This window comes from Sandaracinobacter neustonicus (assembly GCF_006385875.1).
GTDB lineage: Bacteria > Pseudomonadota > Alphaproteobacteria > Sphingomonadales > Sphingomonadaceae > Sandaracinobacteroides > Sandaracinobacteroides neustonicus.
The window spans coordinates 422,745-438,572 of sequence record NZ_VFSU01000034.1 but is presented as its reverse complement, the minus strand read 5'-3'; the positions used below and the strand labels follow the sequence as shown (position 1 = coordinate 438,572).

Annotated in this window: 16 protein-coding genes; 11 read left to right on the top strand and 5 right to left on the bottom strand. The window is 65.0% G+C overall.

What is annotated here, in order from left to right:
* The 3 genes from FJQ54_RS17335 to FJQ54_RS17325 all read left to right on the top strand — a co-directional run.
* Positions 1 to 912, top strand: a 912-nt coding sequence (locus FJQ54_RS17335) for an IS4 family transposase (RefSeq protein WP_181160213.1), incomplete at its 5' end; no start/stop codon positions are given.
* Between the two features lie 247 nt (positions 913 to 1,159).
* Positions 1,160 to 2,107 carry a 1-phosphofructokinase family hexose kinase gene (locus FJQ54_RS17330; protein ID WP_140929649.1) on the top strand — a complete coding sequence of 316 codons (948 nt, stop codon included), beginning with the start codon at positions 1,160 to 1,162 and terminating at the stop codon, positions 2,105 to 2,107.
* A gap of 281 nt (positions 2,108 to 2,388) precedes the next feature.
* On the top strand, positions 2,389 to 3,882 hold the full coding sequence (locus tag FJQ54_RS17325) for an arylsulfatase (protein WP_181160212.1): 1,494 nt from the start codon (positions 2,389 to 2,391) through the stop codon (positions 3,880 to 3,882).
* Between the two features lie 145 nt (positions 3,883 to 4,027).
* Here FJQ54_RS17325 and FJQ54_RS17320 read toward each other — a convergent pair whose 3' ends face one another.
* Complete coding sequence (locus tag FJQ54_RS17320) at positions 4,028 to 4,474, bottom strand: YidH family protein (RefSeq protein WP_207790451.1); 447 nt, start codon at positions 4,472 to 4,474, stop codon at positions 4,028 to 4,030.
* 131 nt (positions 4,475 to 4,605) lie between these two features.
* Here FJQ54_RS17320 and FJQ54_RS17315 point away from each other — a divergent pair, with 131 nt between their 5' ends.
* Positions 4,606 to 4,983: a DUF1622 domain-containing protein gene (locus tag FJQ54_RS17315; RefSeq protein ID WP_235890518.1), complete on the top strand. Its 378-nt coding sequence runs from the start codon at positions 4,606 to 4,608 to the stop codon at positions 4,981 to 4,983.
* 13 nt (positions 4,984 to 4,996) lie between these two features.
* On the opposite strand, the gene FJQ54_RS17310 is transcribed toward FJQ54_RS17315, so the two are convergent.
* Positions 4,997 to 5,860, bottom strand: coding sequence for a hypothetical protein (locus FJQ54_RS17310; protein WP_140929648.1), 864 nt, complete (start codon positions 5,858 to 5,860; stop codon positions 4,997 to 4,999).
* A 421-nt stretch (positions 5,861 to 6,281) separates the two neighbouring features.
* Here FJQ54_RS17310 and FJQ54_RS17305 point away from each other — a divergent pair, with 421 nt between their 5' ends.
* The 4 genes from FJQ54_RS17305 to FJQ54_RS17290 all read left to right on the top strand — a co-directional run bounded on the left by FJQ54_RS17305 (position 6,282) and on the right by FJQ54_RS17290 (position 8,544).
* On the top strand, positions 6,282 to 6,632 hold the full coding sequence (locus FJQ54_RS17305; RefSeq protein WP_181160211.1) for a hypothetical protein: 351 nt from the start codon (positions 6,282 to 6,284) through the stop codon (positions 6,630 to 6,632).
* Positions 6,590 to 7,129, top strand: a complete 540-nt coding sequence (locus FJQ54_RS17300) for a hypothetical protein (protein WP_140929646.1) — start codon at positions 6,590 to 6,592, stop codon at positions 7,127 to 7,129. The genes FJQ54_RS17305 and FJQ54_RS17300 overlap by 43 nt, the downstream gene beginning before the upstream one ends.
* Positions 7,130 to 7,144: 15 nt before the next feature.
* Positions 7,145 to 7,543, top strand: coding sequence for a porin (locus tag FJQ54_RS17295; protein WP_181160210.1), 399 nt, complete (start codon positions 7,145 to 7,147; stop codon positions 7,541 to 7,543).
* A gap of 68 nt (positions 7,544 to 7,611) precedes the next feature.
* A complete protein-coding gene (locus FJQ54_RS17290; RefSeq protein ID WP_140929688.1) occupies positions 7,612 to 8,544 on the top strand; it encodes a formylglycine-generating enzyme family protein in 933 nt (310 codons plus the stop codon).
* Between the two features lie 22 nt (positions 8,545 to 8,566).
* Here FJQ54_RS17290 and FJQ54_RS17285 read toward each other — a convergent pair whose 3' ends face one another.
* Positions 8,567 to 9,238, bottom strand: coding sequence for a Crp/Fnr family transcriptional regulator (locus tag FJQ54_RS17285; RefSeq protein ID WP_140929644.1), 672 nt, complete (start codon positions 9,236 to 9,238; stop codon positions 8,567 to 8,569).
* Between the two features lie 430 nt (positions 9,239 to 9,668).
* Between FJQ54_RS17285 and FJQ54_RS17280 the strand changes: the two genes are divergently transcribed.
* Positions 9,669 to 11,543: a serine protease gene (locus FJQ54_RS17280; protein WP_181160209.1), complete on the top strand. Its 1,875-nt coding sequence runs from the start codon at positions 9,669 to 9,671 to the stop codon at positions 11,541 to 11,543.
* On the opposite strand, the gene FJQ54_RS17275 is transcribed toward FJQ54_RS17280, so the two are convergent.
* Together FJQ54_RS17275 and FJQ54_RS17270 are read right to left on the bottom strand one after the other, a co-directional pair.
* Complete coding sequence (locus tag FJQ54_RS17275) at positions 11,537 to 11,770, bottom strand: hypothetical protein (RefSeq protein WP_140929642.1); 234 nt, start codon at positions 11,768 to 11,770, stop codon at positions 11,537 to 11,539. The genes FJQ54_RS17280 and FJQ54_RS17275 overlap by 7 nt on opposite strands.
* A gap of 18 nt (positions 11,771 to 11,788) precedes the next feature.
* Positions 11,789 to 13,723: a TIR domain-containing protein gene (locus FJQ54_RS17270; protein ID WP_140929641.1), complete on the bottom strand. Its 1,935-nt coding sequence runs from the start codon at positions 13,721 to 13,723 to the stop codon at positions 11,789 to 11,791.
* Between the two features lie 174 nt (positions 13,724 to 13,897).
* Between FJQ54_RS17270 and folE the strand changes: the two genes are divergently transcribed.
* Together folE and rimO are read left to right on the top strand one after the other, a co-directional pair.
* On the top strand, positions 13,898 to 14,506 hold the full coding sequence (gene folE / locus FJQ54_RS17265; RefSeq protein WP_235890528.1) for a GTP cyclohydrolase I FolE: 609 nt from the start codon (positions 13,898 to 13,900) through the stop codon (positions 14,504 to 14,506).
* A 38-nt stretch (positions 14,507 to 14,544) separates the two neighbouring features.
* A complete protein-coding gene (rimO, locus tag FJQ54_RS17260) occupies positions 14,545 to 15,828 on the top strand; it encodes a 30S ribosomal protein S12 methylthiotransferase RimO (RefSeq protein WP_140929686.1) in 1,284 nt (427 codons plus the stop codon).

Below are 15,828 nucleotides of genomic sequence, written 5' to 3'. Positions count from 1 at the left end.
TTGAAGCGGCGGATCAATCCCACGCGCGTGCAGATCGCGGAGAAGGAGAGCTACCGCTGGCTCGAGAATATGCGTCAATCGACCACCCTGCTAGGCGATCCGGAGCGACTGGTTCACATTGGCGATCGAGAGAACGACATTTACGAGTTCTTCTGCGAAACACAGGCGCTCGGCACGCATTTCTTGGTCCGCACCTGTGTCGATCGTCTGGCTGGCGACGGTGGCCATACGATCGCCGACGAAATGAGCGAAACCACCGTGCAAGGCACGCATCGGATCACCATTGGCAAAGACGATCATGCCGACATCGCACTGCGCTATAGGCGCATCCAAGTTTTGCCGCCGATCGGAAAGCAAAAGCGCTATCCTTCACTCAGCCTGACCATCTTGCATGCCCGTGAGAGTGGAACGCCTGAAGGGCGCCCCCCAATCGACTGGCGGCTCATCACCGATCTGCCGGTAACGACGCCTGACGAAGCCATCGAAAAGCTCGACTGGTATGCTCAGCGTTGGAAGATCGAACTCTTCCACAAGATACTCAAATCTGGCTGCCGAGCCGAAGATGCGCGGCTGCGGACCGCCGAACGCCTCGCCAATCTGATCGCCATATTCTGCATTCTGTCATGGCGCCTGTTTTGGATGACCATGATCAATCGCGCTGCTCCTGACGCATCGCCTCGGCTGATCCTGACCGATGTCGAAATTACCCTGATCGACCACCTCGCAGCTTCCCGAAGGAATGAACCGCCAGGCAGAACCCTTTCCGACTATCTAACCCAAATCGCCCGGCTCGGAGGCTATCTTGCGCGAGCCCATGATCCGCCGCCTGGCAACATCGTCATCTGGAGAGGATGGTCTCGCCTGATGGACATCAAAATCGGTGCTAACGTCAGCCGCAACATTTGTGGGTAATTGAAAGGCTGCAGCTGGCGCAGCCGGTCGCGGTTGCGATGATGGGATACGAAGCATTCGAACCGGACCGAGGCGGAAGGCCCGGGAGCGTCGGTGAGTCCGGTGCGCCGCCCGGAAGCTGCTGTTCCGGAACCCGCCAGTCTTCCGACGGGGCTGGCCCGCGAAGTCTGCCCGCGGAACCTGCGACATTGTATGGTGGTCGATAATTGCCGATAGGCACGGAAACATCCGGAAGCGTCCTTCAGATATGATGAGCATCGCCACGCTGACCCTGAACCCGACGATCGATGTCGCCTACGAGGTCGATCATGTCTTCCACACCCGCAAGATGCGGACATCGGCGGAATATTACGAGCCGGGCGGGGGCGGGATTAACGTCGCGCGCGTGTTCGTCCGGCTGGGAGGAAGTGCGCGAAACTATTATCTTTCGGGTGGCGCGACCGGACATGCGCTCGATGGCCTGCTCGATCTCCATAAGCTTGTCCGCAGCCGGATTCCGATCGAGGGGCATACCCGTGTCGCATCCGCCGTGCTGGAGCGGGACAGCGGCAAGGAGTATCGCTTCGTGCCGGCCGGTCCCACGATTCTGCCCGGGGAATGGCAGCAGTGCCTGGATCAGCTGGCGTCGGCGCAGTGCGATTATATGGTTGTCAGCGGCTCCCTGCCGCCCGGCGTTCCGGATGATTTCTATGGGCGCGTGATCGATCTGATGCGCGGGCGCGGTATTCCGGTCATCCTTGACAGTTCCGGCGCGGGGCTGCGGGGCGGTCTGGATCGGGGCGGTCTGCTTCTGGTCAAGCCCAGCGTCGGCGAGTTGCGGCAGTATAGCGGACAGGATCTCCCCGATCTTGCCGCCATCACCCGGGCCGCGATGGACATCGTGGAAAAGGGGAAGGCCCGCTATGTGGCGGTGTCCATGGGCCATGAAGGCGCGCTGCTTGCAACCGGCGACCGGCAGCTGCACCTGCCGGCGCTTCCCGTCGAAACGCGAAGCGCCGTCGGCGCGGGCGACAGTTTCCTTGCCGCCATGGTGTTTGCGATGTCTCAAGGGTGGGACATCGCGGAGGCGTTCCGTTTCGGACTTGCCGGAGGGGCAGCCGCGGTCATGAACCCGGGGCATGATCTCGCCAGACCGGATGCGATCCGGCTTCTCTACGAACGCATGCCCTCCATGGAACAACAGCACCGGGCCTGAACGATCCCCTGTCAAACAAACCGGCAGCAGATCATCCCTTGATATGGTCGCATGGCCCAAATGAAACCGCCTTCTGAAAACATGCGGCGCTTCGATCCGATCGATCAAAGCGCCGGCGCTGATTTGCGTCTTTGAAATTGCAGGTGACGTCGTCTTCATGACGATTTGACGATGGCTGCATCGTTCGGCCCGCTTCAAGGCGCAACTGCCCAAAACTGGGCCGCTGGCTCTTGTCGCCACTGATAGCCGTCTCGCCACCGGAATCTGGAGGCAGACATATCATGGCTAAGAAACCAAATGTTCTTGTGATCTGGGGAGACGATATCGGGCAATCGAACCTCAGCTGCTACACGCACGGCATGATGGGCTATCACACGCCCAACATCGACCGCATTGCCAAGGAAGGCATGCTGTTTACCGACTATTACGCGGAACAATCCTGCACGGCGGGCCGCGCATCCTTCATCATGGGCCAGTGCGGCCTGCGCACCGGCCTGACCAAGGTGGGCCTTCCCGGCGCTGCCGAGGGGATGCAGGCGGTGAACCCCACCATCGCACGGGCGATGAAGAATCAGGGCTATCGCACGGGCCAGTTCGGCAAGAACCACTTGGGCGACCGCGACGAGCATCTGCCCACCATGCACGGCTTCGACGAATTCTTCGGCAACCTCTATCACCTGAACGCCGAGGAAGAGCCGGAGCATGAGGATTATCCGAAAGACCCCGAATTCCGGAAGAAGTTCGGCCCGCGCGGGGTGATGCACTGCTACGCCGACGGCAAGGGCGGGCAGACGATCGAAAACACCGGCCCGCTGACGAAGAAGCGGATGGAAACGGTGGACGAGGAGTTTCTGGAAGGCGCCAAGAAGTTCATCAAATCGGCGCACACAGACGACGAGCCCTTCTTCGTCTGGTTCAACACCACCCACATGCACGCATGGACGCACGCCAAGCCCGAAAGCAAGGGTCAGGCCGGGCGCTGGCAATCCGAATATCATGACGTGATGATCGATCACGACAAGCATGTCGGCCAGTTGCTGGACTTGCTGGACGAACTGGGCCTCGCCGAGGACACCTTCGTCTTTTACTCCACCGACAACGGCCCGCACTGCAACACCTGGCCCGATGCCGGCACCACGCCCTTCCGTTCGGAAAAGAACACCAACTGGGAAGGTGCTTATCGTGTGCCGGCAATGGTGCGCTGGCCCGGCAAGATCAAGCCCGGCAGCGTCTGCAACCAGCTCGTCGCCCACCTCGACTGGTTCCCCACCATCGCCGCCATCGGTGGCGACACCACGGTGAAGGAGCGGCTGCTGAAGGGCGAAACGCTGAACGGCATCAAGTACAAGGTGCATCTGGACGGCTTCAACATGCTGCCCTTCTTCACCGGCGAAGTGGCGGAAAGCCCGCGCAAGGGCTTCGTTTACTTCAGCGACGATTGCGACATCGTCGCGCTGCGCTACGACAATTGGAAGGTCGTGTTCATGGAGCAGCGCAGCCAGGGCACGCTGGGGCTGTGGCTGGAGCCCTTCACATTGCTGCGCGCGCCGAAAATCTACAACCTCCGCACCGACCCGTATGAATTCGCGGACGTCACCTCGAACACCTATTATGACTGGCACTTCCGCCGCATCTATCTGCTGGTGCCAGCGCAGGCCGGGGTGGCCGAATTCCTGGAATCCTTCAAGGAATTCCCGCCCAGCCAGAAATCCGCCAGCTTCAATCTGGAAGGTGTGCTGGCGAAGATGTCAGAAGCGGCCTCCGGCGCCGTCTGAGTTCAGGGCCGAAGCCAGACAATCGGGCCGGGCAGGGAAAGCTGCCCGGCCCTTTTGCGTTTAAGAGACCGTTTGAGAATTGTCCGCGTCGGTCCTGCGGGTCATTTCCGCGCAGGCCCTCAACCGACCAATTCTCAAACGGTCTCTACGAGCCGAAGCCGAAGAGGATGGACAGCATCGCCATCAGCCCGACCAGCAGCAGCAGGAAGGCGATCACCCACGCCCATGACCGGGGGAAATCATCGTCCGCCCGCAGCAGTCCGGCTTCCAGAAAGGTCTGGCGCTGCCGACGCAGGCTGGCGTTGTAACGGAAATCCGCCACCAGCGCGATGGAGAGCGTCGTCACGCCCAGCATCACCAGCGCCAGCCCGAACAGGGCGGGGGCATGGTTTGGCACCTGATTGCCCAGCAGATCGTCCTTGGCCAGCGTGCGAAAGAAGCTGAAGATGGTGAAGCCGAAGCCGATCATCGACAGCGAGGTGCGCAGAGACGCCATCAATGTGCGGTCGGATGCCATCCGCGTGCGCTGGAAGGCGGCGGTTGTGCGCATGGAGGCCATGCGGGTGCCATTGTCCATATCGTCAAAACTCATCGATTTGCCTTCCGTCGGGAAAATGCTTCCATGCCTGTGCGGCCGCCCGCGGACAGACCAGTTTCAGGCAATTGGGCGCGGTGAATCGCGGTAATCGCCAGAGGCGAGGACAGCAGCACGGGGAGCAAAACGTGATCGAAGAGTATTTTCAGGAGTTCGCCGCGATCATCGCGCTGGCGATCGAAGCCATGGTGGTGCTGTTGCTGGCCTATGCGGCGCTGGAAGCCGTCGCCAACACGCTGGGCGCAATCGGCAAGGCCCCCGATCTCGACCGTCGGCGCGAGACATGGTTCCGCTTCGCGCTGTGGATCGTGCTGGCGCTGGAATTCGCGCTTGCCGCCGACATCATCCGCTCGGCGATTGCGCCATCGTGGAACTCCATCGGCCAGCTCGCCGCCATCGCCACCATCCGCACGCTGCTGAACTGGTTTCTGGTCAAGGATATCGAAAGCTACAACGAGAAGCGCGAAGCCCGGGCGGAAGCGCAGATGCGCGGACCTCGGGAATGAGCGACGGTGAAAATCACGCCGACGGCGCGGTTTGTCCGGCCTTCACGATCCGTCCATAGAGCGTCGTCACCAGCGCGGCGGTGAGCAGATAGAGCAGCACCGTTCCCGCGATCCGCTGCGAATCCGCCGGATCGGCGGCGAGCGCCAGCGGCAGCGCGATCCCCGGGTGACGCAGCGCCGTCGCCGTGGCGAGTGCGGCGCGATTGCCCGGCTTTGGGCCGCCCAGCAGGTGCCCGGCGAGCGTGCCGCCTGTCGCCATCGCCCCAATCGCCACCAGTGTGAAATCGCCGACCGCAGTCCGCATCGCCGGCCAGGCGACGATCAGCAGCACCAGCACAGCGACCAGCAGCAACAGCTTCCCGGCGAGCGCCACCGGTTTCGACAGCCGGTCGGCAAGCGCCGGGGCCTTTTCCGCCAGCAACAGGCCCAGCAGCAGCGGCATCAGGATCGTGATCGCCAGCGTTTTCAGCACGGCAGCCGGATCGAACGGCAGACCGATCGACAGCAAATGCTCGTCCAGCGCCAGCATCAGCGGTGCCGCCAGCAAAGTCACGCCAGAGGCGAGTACGAACAGGCTGAGCACATAGTCCTGCCCACCGCCCAGCTTGCCGGCCTTCCCCGGATAAACCGGCGGCATGGGCGAAACCGACATTGCAAGCAATGTCACCAGCGTCGCGGGGGCCAGCGGCAACGCGAGCGCCAGCCCCAGCGCCAGCAGCGGCATCACGAGGAACATCGACGCCATCGCCTTCAGCGCCATGCCGGGGTGCCGCAGGAAGCCGACGACGGCCCCCCAGCGCGCGCCCATCCCGATCGACAGGACAATGAGGACAATGCTGCCGACCAGCGCCAGCTTCAGGAGGACCATCGGGCTCATCGCGGTCAGGACGTCGGCGGCGTGACGAGCCGGCAGCCCTGCTGCGCCAGCGCAACTGCAATGGCTGGTGCGGAAATGGCGCGCATCGTGGCCGCCGGCAGGATCGTCCTTTTCATGTCGCACCTCCCCGGATGGCGCGGCCCCTCCCGCGTCCGAAGCGGCTTCCTATCCGCCTGCAGCAATCGCCATTGACCATTTTGGGACATTCCGGCGCGATATTCGCCTTTGCCCGAAACCGCGCAATCCGCCCCGCCCGGCTCGGCTAGCAGGACGCCATGACAAAGGGGCGACTGCAAACGGAAGGAGACGACATGCGCTGGACACGCGAAGCCGCCGGGAGCAGCCGGCACATCTGGCTGGGGGTCATATCGCCACTGCTGTTTCTGGGGTTGCTGCTTTCCACCCTGCCGCTGCTGATCGGATGACGGTGCGGGATCGTTTTCAGCGCTGCCTGCCGGGCCCCGCGCTGGCGCTGGCGCTGCTGTTTCCGGCAGGAGCCGCGCGGGCGCAGGCGACCGAATCGCTGGCAGAGCCGATCGGCACCGCGCAGGGCGAACGCTCGCTGCTGGCGGACGCCGGCGACTATGCCGTGCCGGATCCCGTGCCGGTGGCTCCGGCCACGCCGGGCCGGCCGGACCCGTTCCGCATCAGTCTGGTGATTCTGGGCGACCACAGCATCTTCTGGCAGGACAGCGCCAGCGTCGACCAGCTCGGGCGGCAGGCGAACCAGTGGGAGCTGCGGGCGGCGCGCTGCCGTTCAGCTATCAGCTGAGCGGGGAATATCAGGGTTTCGATGGCGATCCGGATACCACTTGGCAGTTGACGGACCTGTCGCTGACCTTCGTGCTTGGATCGCGCACCAAGCTCACGGTGGGAAAGACGAAGGAAACCTTCGTCTATGAAATGGTCGGCGACGCCGCCAACCTGCCGGCTGCCGAACGCGTGCTGTCGCCGTTCTTCGTCTCGCGCAACACCGGGGTGCGGCTGACGCATGTGTGGGGGCCGGCGAAACGCGGCACCCTCTCGCTGGGGCTGTACAACGACGCCTGGGATATCGGCGCGGCCAGCCGCCGGGGATGGGATGCCTCGGCGCGGGTGACGGCGCTGGTCTGGGCCGATCCGGTGAACGATTCGCGCTATTTCCACTTTGGCGCAGCAGCCCGCCATGTGGCGTCCAATGGCGAGATGCGCTTTCGCGGTCGCCCCGGCAGCAATGTCACCGATAATTTCGTCGATACGAGCAGTTTCGCTGCCGACAGCTCGCTGTAAATGGGGCTGGAGGCCATGCTGGCGTTGGGCCCGGTCAGCGTGCAGGGCGAACATGTGACGGCATGGGTGGATTCGCCGACGCTGGGCAATCCGCGCTTCACCGGCTGGTATATCACCGGCAACTGGATCCTGACCGGAGACCATCGCCCCTATGACCGCAATGTCGGCTATGCCCGGCGGGTGGTGCCGCACAGCCGCTGGGGCGCGCCGGAACTGGTGCTGCGCTATTCCGACGTCGATCTGCGCGACGAGCTGGTGGATGGCGGGCGCTTCCGCCGGACCGACCTTGGCATGAACTGGTGGGCCACACAGCGTTGGAAGGCGGGCCTGCATTGGGGCCATGTGTGGCTCGACCGCTTCGGCCAGACCGGCCAGACAGACACGCTGCTGGCGCGCATCCAGTGGGTTTACTGAGGGCGGGTGGCTATATGGGGGATGCGGCAATGGAAAACGGACGAGCACGGGAAAATGTGCCCGATGGCATGGTCTGGCTTCCCGGGGGCCGCTTCCGCATGGGCTCTGACCGGCATTACCGCGAGGAAGCGTCCGCGCATGAAGCCTCCGTCGCCGGCTTCCTGATCGATCGCGCGCCAGTCACCAACCGCCAGTTCGCGGCCTTCGTCGCGGCGACCGGCCATGTGACGCTGGCTGAAATCGCGCCGGACGCGCAGGATTATCCCGATGCCTTGCCGGAGATGCTGGTGGCGGCCAGCCTGGTGTTCACCCCCACCGAAGGGCCGGTGCGGCTGGACAACTGGAGCCAGTGGTGGCGCTGGGTGCCGGGCGCGGACTGGCGGCATCCCACCGGCCCGGACAGCAGCATCGCCGGGCTGGAGGATCATCCCGTGGTGCAGGTGGCGGCCGCCGACGCCGAAGCCTATGCCGCCTGGGCCGGAAAGCGGCTGCCGACCGAGGCGGAATGGGAATATGCCGGCTGGGGTGGCAATTCCGGCCATGAATTCGCATGGGGCGATGTGCTGGAGCCGGAAGGGCGGTATCTGGCCAATGTCTGGCAGGGAGAATTTCCGCACGGCAACAGCGGTGCCGACGGCTATCTGCGCACCTCGCCGGTGGGTAGTTTCCCGCCCAACGGCTTCGGCCTGTCAGACATGATCGGCAATGTCTGGGAATGGACGGCCGACTGGTATGCCAACGCCCATTCGGTTCCGGGCCGCTCCTGCTGCGCGCCGGAAAACCCGCGCGGCGCAGCGGAGGAAGACAGCCACGATCCGGCGACGCCGCAAATCCGCATTCCCCGCCGCGTGCTGAAGGGCGGTTCGCACCTGTGCGCCCTCAGCTATTGCCGCCGCTATCGCCCGGCGGCGCGGCACGCCCAGACGATCGACAGCTCCACCAGCCATATCGGCTTCCGCTGCGTGAAAGATATCCGCGATCCGTCGAAGCCTGCGCCTTGAACGAGGCGGTTCTTCAAGGGGCTCATTCGTCCTGGCTGGCGATGGCCCGCAGAATGTCCGGGCGCAGGAGGCGGATGCAGCGATAGCCCAGCGCGATATACCCCTCCTCCACCAGACGGCTGATGATGCCGTTGAAGGTGTTGCGTGACATGGTCGCCATCGCGGCGAGGTCATTCTGGCTCATCCTGAGTTCCAGCACGGAAATATCCGGCGGGTCCATGTGGCGGCAGCCCGCCAGCCGCAGCATCACCGCCACGGCGCGGGCCTCGCTGTCCTGCAGGGTCAGGTCCGCGGTGGCCATGTAACCGATGTTGGCCAGATCATCGGCCATCAAGGCGATGTTTCGCCACCAGATGGGATTTTCGGCGAGCAGCCGTTCGGCGGCATGTTGGGGAACAAGGGCCCAGAGCACGTCTGTCCGGGCTTTCAGCGAGATGAAACGGGGTATGCCAAGCAGGGTCTTGTAGCCTGCCCAGAAGCCGGCATGGCACAAATGCACTGCGCGGGTGTCGGGATGGCCCTGACGGAACGCCAGTTCCGCCGTGCCCAGCGCAATGGCGACCAGCCCGCCGCGTTCGTCTCCGGCGTGCATGAACTCTGCACCGGGGGAGGCGGCGCGGAAGATCGCAGCTTCCAGCAAGGCTTGCTGGAAGTCCGGCGTTGCAGTTGACAGCCAGCCTCTGGTCAGAAGCATCTCCCGACCAGCCGCAGCCAGACGGGGCAACCCCTGAATGATCTCCCCCCGATTTGTCACCCAATACCCCCCCGTTAACCGAAGTGCTCCGGCATGTCCGAACAGTTGGCAGCCGAGTTAAGCCGATTTCGGTTGCCGTTCATACCCCAACGACCAGACTGCCCGATCCACCAGCCGGCCTCCGCCAGCATTCGCCCGGCGATGCTCGAGTGTGGACGCTCGATTTTGCAAGACGTGATCCATCGGCCACACGAAACAGCGAATGACGGTTATTTGGAGGCAACGGACGAAGTCAGTCGTTCCGCGTGCGGACGACCCGGTTCTCATCTTCGTTCGCTTTGGCGCGCCAGTCTCCTCAATCGCAATGTCTCTGGTATCGTGCAGAAGCAGGCTTGTTGTGTGTAGTGTTTGCAATGCTACCATGTCCGCGATGGGATTCGTCTTGCATCGCGGCTGGCGTTGTGCCGGGCTTCTGGCTGGCATTTTACTGGCCGGAACGCCTGTGATCGCCGGGCAGGATTTCAGTGCCGTGCCTGCCGATCCCGGCCTGTTGAAGCGGCCCGTCGCCGATGCGCTTGCCCCTGCCGATTGGACGGCGGACGTGCCCATCCGGCTGGAGGTGGAGCCGGGCGAGGCCGCGGATGCCGTTCGCGGCGTCGCCTTGTCTGTGCCGGGCGTCCGCATCGGCGAGCCTGCGCTCTATGCGCTGCGCACCAAGCGCAATTTTCCGCTGACCTTGCAACTGGTGAACCTGTGGGAGCCGGAATCGGCCTGGCAGCTGAGCGATGAGGGCGAACTGTCCCCGATGCGTGTTCCCCGCACCATCGAATTGGGAAATCTGGAGCTGGGGGATTATGCCCAGCCTTTGCGCGCGGCGTTGCAGCAGATTGCGCTGGTGAATGCGCTGGTCGCGCGGGCCGGGCCGCCGGGCACGCAGCGCAGTATCACCTGCTTTGCCCCGGCGGGGGATGGTCCGCTGCCGCCCGAATGCGATGTGAAGGGCGATCCGTCGGATGCGCGGCCACCGGCCGAACTGAAATACCCAAACGCCGGGTTCAACTTCGCTGTCGGCAATCGCAGCGGAGCGCCGCAATATGTCGCGCTGTTGCTGGTGGATGCCGATAACAAGGTGATGCGCGTGCCGCTGCAAGGGGGTTCTCCGTTGCAGCCGGGTGGCTGGGCGGCGTCTGCGGGCAGCCCGGACCTTAACAACCCCGGCCGGTTGCTGTTGGTGACGCTTTCCTCAGACAAGCCGATCCCGGAGGATATCGCCACGCGGGGCGTGCAAGAAGGCGACGGCATCTCGGTGGCGGTGCAGCAGCGCAGCCTGGCGGACAAAAGGCCCGTCGCCATCGGCGGCGGCATCGACGCGCCGGAATTCGCCTCGCCGTGGATGGCGCAATTTTATTCGACCGTGCCCTACACCGAGGTGGATCTGAAGGCGGATGACAGGAAAACCGGCGCAGACAAGGAACATCTGCGCGAGCGCAACCCCGAGGAACTGGCGCACCGTTGCGGCGGCACGCTGATCGCGCCCAACCTTGTGCTGACGGCCGCGCATTGCGTCGCGAAGGATGGGTTCGCGGGCAAGGATGCCGTGAAGGTGCTGACGACGCGGCGGGTGCGGCTGGGCACGCAGGATCTGGGGCGTGGCGGGGCGACTTACGCCATCGATGCGATGGTGGTGCACGCCGGTTACGTCAACCGCCAGACCCCGAACGATATCGCCCTGCTGCGGCTGAAGCCCGACCGCGATACATGGGACAGCGGTGCCACCCCCATCCCGCTGCTCGCCGGGCGGGACATGACGCCGCCGCTCACCCCGCGCACAGCCGTCACCGCCTATGGCTGGGGCTATCGGGAGGTGGTGGCGCCTGATGCAGCACCCTTGTTTAACGCGGCGGGCGAGGTGCAGCGCAACCCCGGGCGCTTGCAGGCGGGCACCATGCAGGCGCTGGATCTGCAGAGCTGCCGGGGCCGCATGGGCAAGCCGCTGGGGGAGAAGATGCTGTGCGCGGTGCCCCCCACCGATGCGCGGGGGCACACGCTGGCGAACGTGTTCAGCTGCCGGGGCGACAGCGGCGGGCCGCTGATCCGCACGCTGCGCGGGCAGGATATGCTGGTGGGTGTCGCCTCATGGTCCTACGGCTGCGGCTTTGGCAATTACGCCTCCGTCTACACGGATGTCGCGAAATATGCCGCGTGGATCGGCCGGGCGCAGCAGGAATTGCAGGCAGGCAAGGTGGTGTGGGTGGATGCGCAGCTCAAGGCCTCCACCCAACCGCCTTCGCCTGCGCGTCAGTGATCCGTGTTGCCGTGATCGGTATTGCCATGGTCCGTCGCCGGTTCGCCGACGGGCGGAACGGTTTCGGCCGGGGCTGAAACCGCGGCATCGGGGGCGACGGCTTCGGGCGCGGGCATCGTCGTTTCGGTGGTTGTTTCAACGGCGGGTGCGGGTTCCGCCGTCGGCTTCTGGCAGGCGGTCAGGCCAGCCGCCAGCAGCAGCGCAGTTCCAAGCATCAATTTCTGCATCGTCATCCCCTTTTCCCCTCATGTGAAGCCAATGGTTGCCAGCAGCTTGCCAAAGCGCGGATCGCCGCGCAACGGGGCAAGATAGGGGTCCACGTCCAGCGTCACCAACCCGGAATCGCCCGCCGCATGGGCCTTTTCCAGCGCGTCCAGCGCATCGGCCTTGCGGCCCTGCTGCGCCAGCACCTGCGCCTGCTGGTAAAAGCCATTGTCGCCATGGTCGCGCAGCAGTTGCGCCAGCGCCGCGTTGGAGGCCGCCATGTCGCCGCGCCGCGCCGCCACGATGGCCCGCCCCGGCAGCGCCAGCAGGCCGTTCTTCTCTTTCGCGAAGGCCGCTTCGGCTTCGTCCAGCCGGTTCAGCTGCACCAGCGCGTTGCCGATATCGCCATGCAGGGAGGATCGCTGCGGATTGATCTCCAGCGCGTGGCTGGCGGACTCGATCGCCCCTTCCCAATCGCCGCGCGCATAGCGGATCAGGCCCTGCGCCTTGAACACGCTGGGGTTCAGCGGGTCCAGCGTGGCGGCGCGATCGATGGCCGCATCGGCATCGTCGAACTGCCGTCGCCGCGCCCGATACAGCGCATAGCGGCTCAGCACATCCGGGCTGCCCTGCCCGAACTGCGCCGCGCGGGCATAATGTTCTTCGGCCGCCTTCGCGTTCAGCTGCCCATAGAATAGCGCATAGCCCAACGCGACATGGCCATCCGCCAGTTCCGGGGCGATGCGGATGGCGGTGCGCGCCTCCTCCACGGCCTGCCCATAGAGGCGCTGCCGCTCATCCGCCTGCGCATATTGGTTGGCGATCACCGCCAGCGTGCGCGCCCGCGCGGCGCGGGCACCGGCATAATCCGGGTCCAGCCGGATCGCTTCCTCGAAACGGGCCAGCGCGCCGCGGTCGCTGGCTTCGTCGCGCTGCGATTCGAACATGTCGCGGCCGCGCAGGAAGGCGTCGAAGGCGGCGACGCTGCCGGTGGTGCCGCTGCGCGCCAGCTTCGTTTCGTCGCCCGCGCCCATTTCAACCGCCAGAATCCGGTCCACGGCCTGGGCGATTTCCTGCTGCACCTGAAAGATGTTGGCCAGCGGCCGGTCGAAGCTGTCAGACCATTTGGTGAAGCCCGTTTCCCCGTCGATCAGCTCGATGGCGACACGCACCACCCCATCGGAAATCCGCACATTGCCGTCCAGCAGCCAGTTCACCCCCAGCTTGCCGGCGATGGCGCGGGCATCATCCTTGTCGCCGCGAAACTCGTTGGAGGATGTCTGCCCCATCACCTTCAGCAACGGGTTGCGCGACAGCTGGCTGCGCAATTCCGCCGCCAGCCCGTCCGAAAAATAGCCCTGCCCGCCATCGCTGCCCAGATTGTCGAACGGCAGCACGGCGATGCTGTTGCTGGCGGCCGCACCCGGACGGGCCAGCTTCCACGCGCCGAAACCGGCGGCAGCGGCCAGCACCACGGCCCCCGCGCCGATCAGGGCGCGGCGATTGAAGCGCGGGGCGGCGGCGGGGGCGGCATCCGGCGCGCCCCGCTCCATCAGCAGGCCCAGCGATTCGATCGCCCGCTGCATCGCCGGGCTGCCCGGCTTCATCCCATCCTTGGACACGTCGATATATTGGAACTGCCGGAACCCCAGCGGCGGCTCGCTGCCGTCGATGGAGAGCGGCACCAGCCGCCGTTTGTCCCGCGCGAAGGTGGCTTCATCATGCACCCAGTGCGAACCGACCGACGCTTTGGACCACAGCACCACCACGGCCTTCGCCCGCTCCAGCGCATCGTTCGTGGTTGCGCCGAACCTGTCTCCGCCGGGAATCAGCGCGTCCCACCACACGGTGAAACCGGCGCTCTGCAATGTCTGAACAACGGTGGCCGCCGCCTTGGCATCGGCATGGGAATAGCTGACGAACAGGAAATCAGCCTCTGGCACGCGGCCTTCCCCAATCCCCTTCGCAGCGTCCATTGGTATCCCTGCCCACCCCGTTACGCATGAACAACAGCAGCATTTGCTCTCTCCTCGCAGCCTAGGTGGCCGCGCGCCCGTTGTCACGCCCGCGCCCGGCGGATTGCCTGAAGCCCTTCGGCTTCCTACATGGCGGGGAAACTTTCCCCGGGGATGATGATGGCCGATTACCAGATGCAACAGGATGACCCGCCCGTGGCGGACCGGGACGCTGCGATTCCCGACACCGTGCTGGACGCCGTGCGCACGCTGATCACATGGGCCGGGGACGATCCCACGCGCGAAGGGCTGCTGGATACGCCGGGCCGAGTGGCGCGCGCCTACAAGGAATATTTCCGCGGCTATGGCGAAGACCCGCGCGAGCATCTGCTGCGCACCTTCCGCGAAGTCGGCGGCTATGACGAGATCGTGTTGCTGCGCGACATCCCGTTCCACTCCCACTGCGAACATCATATGGCCCCGATCATCGGCAAGGTGCACATCGCCTATCTGCCGACGGACCGGGTGGTAGGGCTTTCCAAGCTGGCCCGCGTGGCGCTGGGCTTTGCCCGGCGGTTGCAGGTGCAGGAACGGCTGACGGCGGAAATCGCCGACGCCATTCAGGAGGTGCTGAACCCGCGCGGCGTCGCCGTGGTGGTGGAGGCGAGCCACGCCTGCATGTCTGCGCGCGGGGTGATGACGACGGGCGCCACCATGACGACCAGCCGCATGATGGGCGTGTTCCGCGAGGATGAGCGCAGCCGCAAGGAAGTGCTGGCGCTGATGGGCGCAGGCTCCCGTTGAGCGACCCCACCGTCCTGCTGCCGCCGAAAAAGGTCGGCATGGTCTCGCTCGGCTGCCCGAAGGCGCTGGTGGACAGCGAGCGGATTCTCACGTCGCTGAGGTCGGAAGGCTATCAGCTGTCCGGCGATTATGCCGGGGCCGATGTGGTGATCGTGAACACTTGCGGTTTCCTCGACAGCGCCAAGGCCGAAAGCCTTGAAGCCATCGGCGAGGCGATGGCCGAAAACGGCCGGGTGGTGGTGACGGGCTGCATGGTGAACGAGGCGGAGACGATCCGCGAACGGTTCCCGCAGGTGCTGGCGGTGACGGGGCCGCAGCAATATGAGCAGGTGGTGGGCGCAGTGAAGGAAGCCGCGCCGATGCCGCCGCAGCCCTTCATCGATCTGATCCCGGATGCAGGGCTGAAGCTGACGCCGAAGCACTACAGCTATCTGAAGATTTCCGAAGGCTGCAACCATCGGTGCAGCTTCTGCATCATTCCCTCCATCCGCGGCGATCTGGTGTCACGCCGCCCGGACGCGATCCTGCGCGAGGCGGAGAAGCTGGTGGCGGCGGGGACGAAGGAACTGCTGGTCATCTCGCAGGACACCTCGGCCTATGGCCGCGATCTGCGCCATGCGCGTTACGGGAAAGCGGAACAGCGCGCCCACATCACCGATCTGGCGCGTGACCTCGGCTCGCTCGGGGCGTGGGTGCGGATGCACTATATCTATCCCTATGCCAGCGTCGATGAACTGATCCCACTGATGGCCGACGGGCTGATCCTGCCCTATCTGGACATTCCCTTCCAACATGCCTCGCCGCGCGTGCTGAAGGCGATGCGGCGGCCGGGGAATGAGGGGCTGGTGCTGGAACGCATCCGCAACTGGCGGCAGGCGGTGCCCGATATCGCCATCCGCTCCACCTTCATCGCCGGTTTCCCCGGAGAGACGGAGGCGGATTTCCAATATCTGCTGGATTGGCTGGATGAAGCGCAACTCGATCGGGTGGGCTGCTTCGCCTATGAGCCGGTAGAGGGCGCGGTCGCCAATGATCTGCCCGGGGCCGTGCCGCTGGAGGTGCGCGAGGAGCGGCGGGACCGCTTCATGGCGAAGGCCGCCGAAATCTCCGCGCGGAAGCTGGAGGCCAAGGTGGGCCGCACGCTGGCGGTGATCATCGACGAGGCCGACGGCGAAGGCGCGACCGGCCGCAGCACGGCCGACGCGCCGGAGATCGACGGCCGCGTGCTGCTGCGCGACGCGCCGAATGCGAAGCCCGGAGACATCATCCCCGTGCTGATCGAGGACGCCGACGAGTTCGACCTGTTCGGCGTGCCCGCCTGA